Annotated in this window: 9 protein-coding genes and 1 pseudogene; 7 read left to right on the plus strand and 3 right to left on the minus strand. The window is 62.1% G+C overall.

Annotated elements, in window-relative coordinates; genetic code table 11:
* Positions 1 to 215 precede the first annotated feature (215 nt).
* Positions 216 to 1,136 (plus strand): recombination-associated protein RdgC, encoded by a 921-nt coding sequence (gene rdgC, locus ACF8EF_RS23705; RefSeq protein ID WP_209964092.1) that lies wholly within the window; start codon positions 216 to 218, stop codon positions 1,134 to 1,136.
* A gap of 373 nt (positions 1,137 to 1,509) precedes the next feature.
* A complete protein-coding gene (gene sugE, locus ACF8EF_RS23710; protein ID WP_010952753.1) occupies positions 1,510 to 1,827 on the plus strand; it encodes a quaternary ammonium compound efflux SMR transporter SugE in 318 nt (105 codons plus the stop codon).
* Between the two features lie 3 nt (positions 1,828 to 1,830).
* Here sugE and ACF8EF_RS23715 read toward each other — a convergent pair whose 3' ends face one another.
* Both ACF8EF_RS23715 and ACF8EF_RS23720 read right to left on the minus strand, forming a co-directional pair.
* A complete protein-coding gene (locus ACF8EF_RS23715; protein WP_176685466.1) occupies positions 1,831 to 3,708 on the minus strand; it encodes a 1-acyl-sn-glycerol-3-phosphate acyltransferase in 1,878 nt (625 codons plus the stop codon).
* 94 nt (positions 3,709 to 3,802) lie between these two features.
* A pseudogene (locus ACF8EF_RS23720) lies at positions 3,803 to 4,021 on the minus strand (UTRA domain-containing protein); the annotation flags it as partial.
* A 159-nt stretch (positions 4,022 to 4,180) separates the two neighbouring features.
* On the opposite strand from ACF8EF_RS23720, the gene ACF8EF_RS23725 reads away from it, so the two are divergent.
* The 5 genes from ACF8EF_RS23725 (at position 4,181) to ACF8EF_RS23745 (ending at position 11,253) form a co-directional block, all read left to right on the plus strand.
* On the plus strand, positions 4,181 to 4,396 hold the full coding sequence (locus ACF8EF_RS23725) for a 4-oxalocrotonate tautomerase family protein (protein WP_392460836.1): 216 nt from the start codon (positions 4,181 to 4,183) through the stop codon (positions 4,394 to 4,396).
* Positions 4,397 to 4,435: 39 nt separating this feature from the next.
* Positions 4,436 to 5,146, plus strand: coding sequence for an SDR family NAD(P)-dependent oxidoreductase (locus tag ACF8EF_RS23730; RefSeq protein ID WP_176685468.1), 711 nt, complete (start codon positions 4,436 to 4,438; stop codon positions 5,144 to 5,146).
* Between the two features lie 176 nt (positions 5,147 to 5,322).
* Positions 5,323 to 6,246: a LysR family transcriptional regulator gene (locus tag ACF8EF_RS23735; protein ID WP_176685469.1), complete on the plus strand. Its 924-nt coding sequence runs from the start codon at positions 5,323 to 5,325 to the stop codon at positions 6,244 to 6,246.
* Between the two features lie 222 nt (positions 6,247 to 6,468).
* Positions 6,469 to 7,647, plus strand: a complete 1,179-nt coding sequence (locus ACF8EF_RS23740; RefSeq protein WP_176685470.1) for an MFS transporter — start codon at positions 6,469 to 6,471, stop codon at positions 7,645 to 7,647.
* Positions 7,648 to 7,773: 126 nt separating this feature from the next.
* The gene (locus ACF8EF_RS23745) at positions 7,774 to 11,253 is read left to right on the plus strand and encodes a NahK/ErcS family hybrid sensor histidine kinase/response regulator (RefSeq protein ID WP_392460835.1); all 3,480 of its coding nucleotides are present in this window, start codon (positions 7,774 to 7,776) and stop codon (positions 11,251 to 11,253) included.
* Here ACF8EF_RS23745 and rmuC read toward each other — a convergent pair.
* The gene (rmuC, locus tag ACF8EF_RS23750; RefSeq protein WP_176685504.1) at positions 11,225 to 12,598 is read right to left on the minus strand and encodes a DNA recombination protein RmuC; all 1,374 of its coding nucleotides are present in this window, start codon (positions 12,596 to 12,598) and stop codon (positions 11,225 to 11,227) included. The genes ACF8EF_RS23745 and rmuC overlap by 29 nt on opposite strands.
* Positions 12,599 to 12,986: the final 388 nt, after the last annotated feature.

Here is a 12,986-nt window from a genome sequence, read left to right on the forward strand (position 1 = left end):
TCGTCTCGGTGTGGCGCGCATTCTACGGAGCGCCCCGCACCCTGGCAAGCACTTTTTAAACTTTTTGCAAAAAAAACCTCTGCCCTTTCAAAGACCTAGCGTTGTCGGGCGATTCTTTCATGCATAAGCCACTGCTGGCCCTCTGACAGGGCTGGCCTCAATTCACCGCTCGGAGAATAATGCCCGCCTTATGCATTAAGGAGAGATTGCCCCTCATGTGGTTCAAGAACCTGCTGACCTACCGCCTGACCCAGGAAGTTCCGTTCGAGCCTGAAGCGCTGGAAGCCGCCCTGGCCAGCAAGCCGGCCCGCCCCTGCGCCAGCCAGGAGCTGACCACCTATGGTTTCGTCGCGCCGTTCGGCAAAGGCGAAGACGCTCCCCTGGTGCATGTCAGCGGCGAGTACCTGCTGATTGCCGCGCGCAAGGAAGAACGCATCCTGCCGAGCAGCGTGGTCAACGACGCGGTCAAGGAAAAGGTCGAAGAGATCGAGACCGAGCAAATGCGCAAGGTCTATAAAAAGGAGCGCGACCAGATCAAGGACGAAATCATCCAGGCGTTCCTGCCGCGTGCATTCATCCGCCGCTCGATGATCTTCGCTGCCATTGCCCCGCGCCTGGGCGTGATCCTGGTCAACTCGGCCAGCGCCAAACGGGCCGAAGACCTGCTGTCGACCCTGCGTGAAGTGATGGGCTCGCTGCCGGTGCGCCCGGCCACGGTGAAGATTGCGCCGGTGGCCACCATGACCGACTGGGTCAAATCGCAGCAAGCGGCCGAAGGTTTCTATGTGCTGGACGAGTGCGAACTGCGCGACACCGCCGAAGATGGCGGTATCGTGCGCTGCAAGCGCCAGGACCTGACCGGCGAAGAGATTCAGCTGCACCTGAGCACTGGCAAGGTGGTGACCCAGCTGGCACTGGCCTGGCAAGACAAGCTGTCGTTCGTTCTCGACGACAAGATGGTCATCAAGCGCCTGAAGTTCGAAGAACTGCTGCAGGAGCAGGCCGAGCAGGACGGTGGCGATGAGGCTGCGCAGCAGTTCGACGCCAGCTTCCAGCTGATGATGATGACCTTTGCCGAATTCCTGCCAGCGCTGTTCGAGGCACTGGGTGGGGAAGAGATTCCGCAAGGGGTCTGACGGGTATGAGATGCGGGTGCTGGCTTGGATCGTTTCCACCAGCACCCGCGAATGCGGTGGCGGCGGCAATGGTGAACGGCGGGTGGAGATTGGCCAGCAGGGCCGGCCCTTTCGCGGGTGAACCCGCTCCTACACGACGGCCTGCGCCCAATCACCAATGTGTGTCCACCCCCGATAGGTGTAGGAGCGGGTTTACCCGCGAATACGGTGGTGGCGGCAACGGTGAACGGCGGGGGGAAATTGGCCAGCAGGCGCGGACTTGCCCGGAAGGCCGCAGACAGGCACCATGGTGCCCACTGTGAGGACGACCTCACGACGCACCGCGTGACCACTCCGGGGACGGCCCCATCATTCAAACGATGGAGACACACTCATGTCCTGGATCATCCTGTTTTTCGCCGGCCTGTTCGAGGTCGGCTGGGCCGTCGGCCTCAAATACACCGACGGTTTCACTCGACCGCTCCCCACTGTCCTTACCGTCGGCGCCATGGTCATCAGCCTGGGCCTGCTGGGCCTGGCCATGAAGGAGTTGCCGCTGGGCACCGCCTATGCCATCTGGACCGGCGTAGGCGCAGTCGGTACGGTCATCGCCGGGATCATTCTGTTCGGCGAGTCCATGGCCCTGGTGCGGCTGGTCAGTGTGGCGCTGATCGTCTGCGGCCTTGTCGGCCTGAAAGTCAGCGCCAGCTAACCCCTATCGCAGGTGGCCGCGCAGGCGGCTGACCTGTTCGCGCAACACCTCGGGCTGCGCCGCCTCCACCGGGACGGCGGCGCCCGCCACGATGGTCACCCGCGACCACAGGCGCTTGAAGAAACCTTTGGCCGGGTCACGGCTGAAGAAGCTTCCCCACAACCCCTGCAAGGCCAGCGGAATCACCGGTACCGGCGTTTCTTCGAGGATGCGGCTGACCCCACCCTTGAAGACATCGATTTCGCCATCGCCCGTCAGCTTGCCTTCCGGGAAGATGCACACCAGTTCACCATCAGCCAGGTACTCGGCAATCCGCGCGAAGGCCCGCTCGTACGTCGCCTGGTCTTCGTTACGCCCGGCAATCGGGATGGCACCGGCGGTACGAAACACGAAGTTGAGCACCGGCAGGTTGTAGATCTTGTAGTACATGACAAAGCGGATCGGCCGGCGGATAGCCCCGCCCAGCAGCAACGCATCGACGAACGACACGTGGTTGCACACCAGCAACGCTGCACCCTCATCGGGGATGCGCTCAAGGTCTCGGTGCTGCACGCGGTACATCGAATGGCTGAGCAACCAGATCAGGAAGCGCATGGTGAACTCGGGGACGATCCTGAATATGTAGGTGTTGACCGCGATATTGAGCAGCGACACCACCAGGAAAAGCTGCGGAATGCTCAGTTCGGCCAAGCCTAGCAGGATGATGGTGAGCACCGCCGACACTACCATGAACAAGGCATTGAGGATGTTGTTGGCAGCGATCACCCTGGCGCGCTCGTCCTCGGCCGTGCGGGCCTGGATCAACGCATACAGCGGCACGATGTAGAAGCCGCCGAACACCCCCAGGCCAACGATCGACAGCAAGATCCACCACGCCTGGCTCATGCCCAGCAATGCCAGCCAGTCGTGCGGCGCTGCTGCAGCCGGCACATCACCAGAGTGCCACCACCACAGCAGGCCGAACAGGGTCAGGCCGAAGGAGCCGAACGGCACCAGGCCGATTTCCACCTTGCGTCCGCTGAGCCGCTCGCACAGCAGCGAGCCCAGGGCGATGCCCACCGAGAACAGTGTCAGCACCAGGGTCACCACCGTGCCGTCACCGTGCAGCCAATCCTTGGCATAGGCCGGGATCTGCGTGAGGTAGATGGCGCCGACAAACCAGAACCACGAGTTGCCGACGATCGAGCGCGACACCGCCGGCGGCTGGCTCAGGCCCATGCGCAAGATCACCCACGACTGCTTGAGGATGTTCCAGTCCAGCGGCATTTGTGGCGAGGCGGCAGCCGCCCGTGGGATCCAGCGGCTGGCGAGGTAGCCGAGCACAGCCGTGCCGACCACGCCACCGGCCACCACCGTTGCGTAGCTGTCGGCCGACATCATCACCCCGGCGCCGATGGTGCCGACTAGGATGGCGAGGAAGGTGCCGGTTTCCACCAGCCCATTACCGCCTACCAGCTCCTCCTCGCGCAGGGCCTGCGGAAGGATCGAGTACTTCACCGGGCCGAACAGCGCCGATTGGGTCCCCATACCGAACAGCGCCACCAGCATCAGCGCCAGATGGTTGGTGACAAAGCCTAGCGCACCAACCGCCATGATCACGATTTCGGCCAGTTTGATTGCACGGATCAGCGCATCCTTGGCGAACTTCTCGCCAAACTGCCCACCCAGTGCCGAAAACAGGAAAAACGGCAGGATGAACAGCAAGGCGCACAAGTTGACCCAGATCGATCGGTCACCATCGCCCAGGCTGAGCTTGAACAAAATCGCCAGGATCAGCGACTGCTTGAACAGGTTGTCGTTGAAGGCACCCAGCGACTGAGTGATGAAAAACGGCAGGAAACGCCGCTTGCCGAGCAAGGTGAATTGCGAAGAGTGACTCATCGTCCTTGGTCCTGAGGGCTTTTCAATTGGAGGCTCGCCAAGCGCGCCGGGCCACAAATCTGCATGGGAAATGCGCTGACTGGCAAGTATCGGCTCAGGCCTGGCCAAGCGAGCGGCGCCATTCCAGAGGTTTGCCAGCGTAGTCTCGGGCCAGGCGCTCGATCACTACCACCGGGCTGTCGGCCGGCAGCTGCAGCAAGCGGCCATGCACCGCGTCGGCCGCTTCGACGGTCAGTGTCTCTTCGGCGTAGGCGACTACCTGACCGCACAGCGCTTTGGAAAACGGGTAGCCAAGGCTGCCACGGCTGTGCACTGACCGCCAACACGCACAGCAAGCCATGGCACCGCGTGATTTGATACACGAAGTCACAAGTGATGTAACTCACGGCATATTTATCAATTCGCTCTGAGTTCCTAGAGTTTCTCCATCAGCTGCTCATCACCCAATGCACACTTGATAGAGGAACTTACAATGCCATTCATCAGCGCCCGCATCACTCGTGATGGTGTAACCCGGGAACAAAAGGCTCAGGTTATAAAAGAAATCAATGAAACGATGGAGCGCGTGCTTCATAAAGATCCGAAGTTGACGCACATCGTAATCGAAGAAGTCGACACCGACAATTGGGGTTACTCCGGCATTACAACAACCGAGTACCGAAAACAATTGTCGCCATCACAATCATGAGGCAGACAATTAAACTTAATCCATTGTAGAGAACACATCATGAGCGACTCTCAAAAGGTAATCATCGTAACTGGCGCATCTCAAGGCATCGGTGCTGGGGTGGTGAACGGGTTCCGAGCCCTCGGCCACAAGGTGGTAGCGACCTCGCGCTCCATTCAACCATCGACCGACCCAGACATCCTGACTGTTGCCGGTGATATTGCGGATCCGGCCACTGCGGAACGAGTGGTGCGCGACGCAGTGGCCCGCTTCGGGCGCATCGATACTCTCGTCAACAACGCCGGGATTTTCGTCGCCAAGCCATTCACCAGCTATACCAAGGAAGACTATGCGCAAGTCGTTGCGACCAATATGAGTGGCTTCTTCTACATCTCCCAACTCGCCATCGCGGAAATGGTGAAGCGTGGTAGCGGGCATGTGGTCAGCGTCACCACCAGCCTGGTTGATCATGCTATCGACGGCGTTCCGTCGGTAATGGCATCGCTCACCAAAGGTGGCATCAACGCTGCCACCAAATCGATCGCCATTGAATATGCCAAGCGAGGCATCCGCGCTAACGCCGTGTCGCCTGGCATCATCAAAACTCCGATGCACGGCGCCGAAACTCACGATGCCCTGGGCAAGCTGCATCCCGTCGGCCACATGGGTGAGATCAACGACATCGTTCAAGCGATCCTCTACCTGGACAGCGCTTCATTTGTCACCGGCGAGATCCTGCACGTCGACGGCGGTCAAAGCGCAGGCCATTGATCGACAGTATGCTCATCACCGGCCCGTACGGGTGATGGGCAGATTCACTGTACTATCTGGCCGGGACTACCCACGAGACGACCTCGACGCCAGTTGTACTTTTCCATGCCGGTGCGCGACTCTACCGCAGAGTCCGACGCTCAGCCTCCTGCTAGGCCCTATACGGTGCAAGCCCTATGAAGCGGCATTTTGACGATCTGCAGCTGGGAAGTATCGAGCTGTTTTGCCTGTCTGCGGAAGCGGGCAGCTTTTCTGCCGCTGCTCAGCTCGCTGGTGTTACTCCGGCCGCAGTAAGCAGGTCGATCCTTCGCTTGGAAAAAAGGCTGGGCTCTCGGCTGTTCGCAAGAACAACCCGAAGCATTCGATTGACCGATGCAGGAAAGGATTTTTTCGAGCAGTGCAGCCAGGCGCTCACGCAACTGGTGGAGGCCCAGCAGGCAGTCATGGGCGCTCAAGCAACTCCGTCAGGGCGTCTTCGTATCAGCCTGCCCACGACGTATGGGCACCACCGGATCCTGCCGTTGCTTCCTAAATTTCGCGACCTATACCCTGAGGTGACCGTTGATATCCACCTCGGTAATCGAAATATCGACTTCGTTGCGGAAGGATACGACCTGGCGATTCGAGTACGAGCTCAACCTGATTCCACGATGATTGCCAGGTTGCTGGAAGATGCAAAGCTGGTTGTCGTAGCGTCTCCGCCCTACCTGGAGAAGGTCGGGGCACCGCAGGCACTGGAGGACCTGGACCAGCATGAATGCATCCAATTCGAGCTTCCGAGTAGCGGTAGGCGTATCTCTTGGCTGTTCCGAGAGAACGGCCGAGACCGTGAGGTGTTCACCGCTGGAAGCTATTCCTGTTCCGACGACGTGTTGGGCGGAGTCACACTCGCAAAAAATGGTGCCGGATTGTTCCAGACCTACAAGTTCATCGTGGAACAAGAGCTGGCTGACGGGCGACTCGTCGAAGTATTGACGCCGTTTGGCGGGCGGTCGAGGCCGTACACCTTGTTGTACCCCCACGGTCGTCATGTCCCGCAGAGGGTGCGCGCTTTTGTGGATTTTCTGGTTCAGTATCGTGAAGAGTGGGCCTCGCTCTAGCCCAGAACAGATGTTCCCCCTTTTCCCCAGCACGCGCGCTCGATGACTTGAGCGATAACCCTACGACAGGGCCAGGTGGCCACTCCTCTTCGAGACATAAATTGCAAGGGCTGTGAAGCAGCCCGAGAACTCCCCACATTCACTCGAACGTGGCCGGTGCTGCCGAAGGGACCGCATGTGGCTTATGCTTGTGCTCGGCACCCCCACAACAAGGACGTGGTAATGCTCGCCGCCATAAAACGCTACCCGCACACCGTTCGCCTGCTGCTCACCACCACCTTCACGCTTACCGTCGCCCGCGCCCTCACCCTGCCCTACCTGGTGGTTTACCTGGCCGACAATTTCCAGCTGCCGATCAGCCAGATCGGTCTGCTGATCGGTGGCGCGCTGATCATCGCCTCACTATTGAGTCTGTATGGTGGCCATCTGGTCGACACCTTGCGCAACCACACGCTGGTCAGCGCCAGTACCCTGCTGTTCGCCCTGGCCTTCGTCGGCGCGGTCGCCAGCCGTTCGGCGCTGCCGTTCTTCTTTTGTCTGGTGTTGATCAACCTGGCCCTGGCAGTGGTCGACATCGCCGCCAAGGCAGGCTTCTGCGCATTACTGCCGGTGGATGAGCGGGCGGAGGTATTCGCCATCAAGTACACCCTCAGCAACGTCGGCTACGCCGCCGGCCCGTTGCTGGGCGTGGCCATGCTTGAACTGAACGATCATGTGCCGTTCATCGCTTCTGCCACGCTTGGCCTGGCCATGTGCCTGGCTTATTGGCGCCTTGGCGATCGCAGCCTGCAGGCCAGCGTACCGGACAAACCCGCGGCCGGCTTCGGCCAAGTGGCGCTGGGGCTGGCGCGGGATCATCGGCTGGTGTGCTTTACCGTGGGTGGGGTGCTGAGCGCGGTGGTGTTCGGCCAGTTCACCGCCTACCTGTCCCAGTACCTGGTGGTCACCAGCAACCCGGCCGAAGCCGCACGGCTGATCGGCTATCTGGTCACCACCAACGCCGTGACGGTCATTGCCTTGCAGTACCTGATTGGCCGGCGTATCAGCCGCCAGCGCCTGATGCCGTGGCTGTTGGCCGGCATGGGCCTGTTCATCGCCGGCTTGCTGGGTTTTGCGCTGGCGGGCTCGGTACTGGCCTGGTGCCTGGCGATGCTGGTGTTCACGCTGGGCGAAATCATCGTGATTCCGGCCGAGTACATGTTTATCGACCTGATCGCACCGGAGCACTTGCGCGGGGTGTATTACGGCGCGCAAAACCTGTCCAACCTGGGGGCAGCGCTGGGGCCGGTGATGGTGGGGTTCGCACTGGTACACCTGTGGCCGGGGGCGGTCTTCTACCTGCTGGTGTTGTCGGTGATACTGGCAGGGGTGTTCTACGGGTTGGGTACCCGCAGGGGTTGATGTGGCCTGCTCCGGCCTATTCGCGGGTGAACCCGCTCCTACAACCATCGTCTGCGCTGACGAAGCGGCACTTGCGTGCCAGACTGATTGATCGGGACCGCGTTACCTTTTTGCTTCGGAGTCTTCATGTCGTTGTCCAGCGGGCTGATCGCCGTGGTCGCCCTGGCCTATATGGCCATCATGTTCGCCATCGCCTTCTATGGCGACCGCCGCAGCACGCCATTGCCGCCAAAGCTGCGTGCCTGGGTGTACAGCCTGTCGCTGGCCGTATACTGCACCAGCTGGACCTTCTTCGGCGCGGTCGGCCAGGCCGCCGAACAGCTTTGGGCGTTCCTGCCAATCTACCTGGGCCCGGTACTGCTGCTGATCTTCGCCCCTTGGGTGCTGCAGAAGATGGTGCTGATCAGCAAGCAGCAGAACATCACCTCGATCGCCGACTTCATCGCCGCGCGCTACGGCAAGTCGCAGACCCTGGCAGTGGTGGTGGCGCTGATCTGCCTGGTCGGCGTGCTGCCATACATCGCCTTGCAGCTCAAGGGCATCGTACTGGGCGTGAACCTGCTGATCGGCGCCAACGCCGATGCCACCGGCACCCGCGTGCAGGACACTGCGCTGGTGGTGTCGCTGGTACTGGCGCTGTTCGCCATCGTCTTCGGCACCCGCAGCCTGGATGTGACCGAGCACCACCGCGGTATGGTCCTGGCGATTGCCTTCGAATCGCTGATCAAGCTGCTGGCGTTCCTTGCCGTGGGCATCTTCATCGTTTTCAACCTGTATGACGGCTTCGACGACCTGTTCAGCCAGGCCCGCCAGTCGATCCACTTGCAGGACTATTGGAAAGAAACCATCAATTGGCCGTCCATGGTGGTGCAAACCGCCGTGGCAATGATGGCAATCATCTGCCTGCCCCGGCAGTTCCACGTTACCGTGGTGGAGAACATCGAACCGCAGGACTTGCGCCTGGCGCGCTGGGTATTCCCGATGTACCTGGCATTGGCCGCGCTGTTCGTGGTGCCGATTGCCCTGGCCGGACAGATGCTGCTGCCAGGCACGGTGATCTCCGACTCGTTCGTCATCAGCCTGCCGCTGGCCGAGGCGCATCCGAGCCTTGCCCTGCTGGCGTTCATCGGCGGCGCCTCGGCGGCCACCGGCATGGTGATCGTCGAGGCCGTGGCGCTGTCGACCATGGTGTCCAACGACATGCTGCTGCCCTGGCTGCTGCGCCGCAATAACGCCGAGCGGCCTTTCGAAGCATTTCGCCACTGGATGCTTTCGGTACGCCGGGTAACCATCGTGGTGATCTTGCTCCTGGCCTATGTCAGCTACCGCCTGCTGGGTTCCACCGCCAGCCTGGCGACCATCGGCCAGATTGCCTTTGCCGCCGTGACCCAGCTCTCCCCGGCCATGCTCGGCGCGCTGTACTGGAAGCAGGCCAACCGTCGCGGCGTGTTCGCCGGCCTGGCCGCTGGCATTTTCCTGTGGTTCTACACCCTGGTGCTGCCGATTGCCGCGCACAGCCTGGGCTGGTCGTTGCAATTGTTCCCTGGCCTGGCATGGCTGCACGGCAACCCGCTGAACCTGCCGATCAGTCCACTGACCCAAGGCGTAGTGCTGTCACTGGCGGGCAACTTCACCCTGTTCGCCTGGGTTTCGGTATTGTCGCGCACACGGGTTTCCGAGCATTGGCAGGCCGGCCGGTTCATTGGCCAGCAGACCAGCGCGCGACCCAGCAGCAAACCGCTGCTGGCGGTGCAGATCGACGACCTGCTGACCCTGGCCTCGCGCTTTGTCGGTGAAGAGCGCGCACGGCAGAGCTTCATCCGCTTTGCCTACCGCCAGGGCAAGGGCTTCAACCCTAACCAGAACGCCGACGGCGACTGGATCGAGCACACCGAGCGCCTGCTGGCCGGCGTACTCGGTACCTCGTCGACCCGCGCGGTGGTCAAGGCGGCCATCGAAGGCCGCGACATGCAGCTGGAAGACGTGGTGCGCATCGCTGACGAAGCCAGTGAGGTGCTGCAGTTCAACCGCGCCCTGCTGCAAGGCGCCATCGAGAACATCAACCAAGGCATCAGCGTGGTCGACCAGAACTTGCACCTGGTGGCCTGGAACCGCCGCTACCTGGAACTGTTCAACTACCCGGACGGACTGATCAGCGTTGGGCGACCGATTGCCGACATCATCCGCTACAACGCCGAGCGCGGCCTGTGCGGCCCTGGCGAAGCACAGGTGCATGTGGCGCGGCGGCTGCACTGGATGCGCCAGGGCCGCGCGCACTCCTCCGAGCGACTGTTCCCCAATGGCCGGGTGATCGAGCTGATCGGCAACCCGATGCCGGGCGGCGGCTTTGTCATGAGCTTCACCGACATCACCCCGTTCCGCGAGGCCGAGCAGGCACTGCGCGATGCCAACGAACGCCTTGAGCAACGCGTGGCAGAGCGTACCCAAGAGCTTTCGCAGTTGAACCAGGCGCTGTCCGAAGCCAAGAGCCAGGCCGAAGCGGTGAGCAACTCCAAGACCCGCTTCCTGGCCGCCGTCAGCCATGACCTGATGCAACCTTTGAACGCCGCACGACTTTTCTCTGCCGCATTGTCGCAACAGGCCGAGGGCATGAACGAAGAGGCCCGGCAGCTGGTACAGCACATGGACAGTTCGCTGCGCTCGGCTGAAGAGCTGATCAGCGACCTGCTGGACATCTCGCGCCTGGAAAACGGCAAGATCACCCCGGATGCCAAACCCTTCGCCCTCAACGAACTGTTCGACACCCTGGGCGCCGAGTTCAAGCTGCTGGCGGCCGAGAAGGGCCTGGAGTTCCGCCTGCGCGGCAGCCGCCTGCGGGTGGACAGCGACATGAAACTGCTACGCCGGGTGCTGCAGAACTTCCTCACCAATGCCCTGCGCTACGGCAAGAGCCCGATCCTGCTGGGCGCGCGCCGGCAGGGCGAGCGTTTGTGGCTAGAGGTCTGGGACCGTGGCCCGGGCATTGCTGACGACAAGCTGCAGGTGATCTTTCAGGAGTTCAAGCGCCTGGACAGCCACCAGACCCGTGCCGAGAAGGGGCTAGGCCTGGGCCTGGCGATCGCAGACGGCCTGTGCCGGGTGCTGGGGCACCCGCTGGAGGTGCGCTCATGGCCGGGCAAGGGCACGGTGTTCCGCGTCAGCGTACCGATTGCCCGCCAGGCCGCCGCAGCATCAAGCGCCCCGGTGGAACAACAGGGCGGCCAGCCTCTGGCCGGGCTGCAAGTGCTTTGCGTGGACAACGAAGACAGCATCCTGATTGGCATGAACAGCTTGCTGAGCCGCTGGGGTTGCCAGGTATGGACCGCGCGCAACCAGGCCGAATGCGAAGCCCTGCTGGCCAAGGGCATGCGCCCGCACCTGGCATTGGTGGACTACCACCTGGACGACGGCGAGACCGGCACCGGGCTGATGGGCTGGCTTCGAGCACGGCTGGGTGAGCCGGTACCCGGTGTGGTGATCAGCGCCGACGGCAGCAAGGAAACCATCGCACGGGTACACGCATCAGGCCTGGACTACCTGGCCAAGCCGGTCAAGCCGGCGGCCTTGCGCGCCCTGCTCAATCGCCATCTGAGCCTGGCTCAGTAACCGCTACCTCGGGCAGCGCCTCGTCGGACAGCGCCCGCTCCAGCAAGTCTGCCGGCAAGCTCTTGCTGGCACGGGCGCCCAGAAGCTTAAGCTGCTCGCTGCGGCTGACCAGGTTGCCACGCCCTTCGCACAGCTTGTTGCGCGCTGCGGCATAAGCCTTGTCCACCTGCTGCAAGCGGTTGCCCAGCTCATCCAGATCCTGGATGAACAGCACGAACTTGTCGTAGAGCCAGCCGGCGCGCTCGGCAATTTCGCGGGCGTTCTGCCCTTGACGTTCCTGCTTCCACAGGCTGTCGATGACCCGCAGGGTCGCCAGCAACGTGGTAGGGCTGACAATCACGATCTGCCGGTCGAAGGCCTCCTGGAACAGGTTCGGCTCGGCCTGCAGGGCCGCTGAAAAGGCCGCCTCGATGGGCACGAACAACAACACGAAATCCAGGCTGTGCAGGCCTTCGAGGCGGCTGTAGTCCTTGCTCGACAGGCCTTTGACGTGGCTGCGCAGCGACTGCACATGCTGCTTGAGCGCAGCTTCGTCGTTGCCGGCAACGAACTGCTGGTACGCCGTGAGGCTGACCTTGGCGTCCACCACCACCTGCTTGTTGCCGGGCAGCATGATCAGCACATCCGGCTGGAAACGCTCGCCGTCGGCGCTTTTCAGGCTGACCTGGGTCTGGTATTCGCGCCCCTTTTCCAGGCCGGCATGTTCCAGCACGCGTTCGAGAATCAGCTCACCCCAGTTGCCCTGGGTCTTCTGGCCCTTCAAGGCCTGGGTAAGGTTGGTGGCTTCGTCGGACAGACGCAGGTTGAGCTGTTGCAGGCGCTCCAGCTCCTTGCCCAGCGAGAAGCGCTCGCGGGCCTCTTGTTGGTAGCTTTCCTCCACGCGTTTTTCGAAGGCATGGATGCGCTCCTTGAGCGGGTCGAGCAACTGGCCCAGGTGTTGCTGACTGGTCTGGGCGAAGCGCTGTTCGCGTTCGTCGAAGATTTTGGTGGCCATGTCGGCGAACTGGGCGCGCAAGGTGTCACGGGCCTCCTGCAGGTCTTCCAGGCGTTGCTGGTGGCTTTCCTGCTGTTCACGCAGTTCTGCGTCCAGGCGCGCGGTTTGCGCTTCCAGGCGGCGCAGTTCGGCTTCGCGGTTGGCGCGCTCAAGGCTCCAGGCGTGGGCGGCGTCACGGGCATTGTCGCGGTCGATCTGCAGCAGCTCCAGCTCACGGCCTTGAGCGGCCAACTGGGCCTGTTTGACGGCGTTGGCCTCACTGAGGTCGCTGACCTCGTCGCGGCTGGCGTCCAGTTGCGCCTGCAGACCGGCCTGGGCCAGCTGGGCAGCGTTGAGGCGCTCTTCGAGCAAGGCCTGCTCACCTTGCCGTGCGCCCTGGCGGCGCTGCACCTGCATGACCCACACCAGACAGGGTATTGCCCCTGCCACCAAGCCCAGCAGAATGCTGGCCAGATCCACTGTCATGCTAACCCCGAACGCTCTGATGCAAATTGAGTGCAGCTTATCAGCCTGACTGGCGTGTTGCCTGCATCGGCCTCTTCGCGGGCCTGCCCGCTGCGCAAGCCTGAAGGCAAAGCCCGCACGGTCGCCCGTAGGAGCGGGTTCACCCGCGAAGAGGCCGGCCCTGCTGGCCAATTTCCACCCGCCGTTCACCGTTGCTGCCGCCACCGTATTCGCGGGTAAACCCGCTCCTACACACGCATCAGGGGTTGAACACAGGCCGCCGTAGGAGCGGGTT

This window comes from Pseudomonas sp. zjy_15 (assembly GCF_043101865.1).
GTDB lineage: Bacteria > Pseudomonadota > Gammaproteobacteria > Pseudomonadales > Pseudomonadaceae > Aquipseudomonas > Aquipseudomonas putida_Y.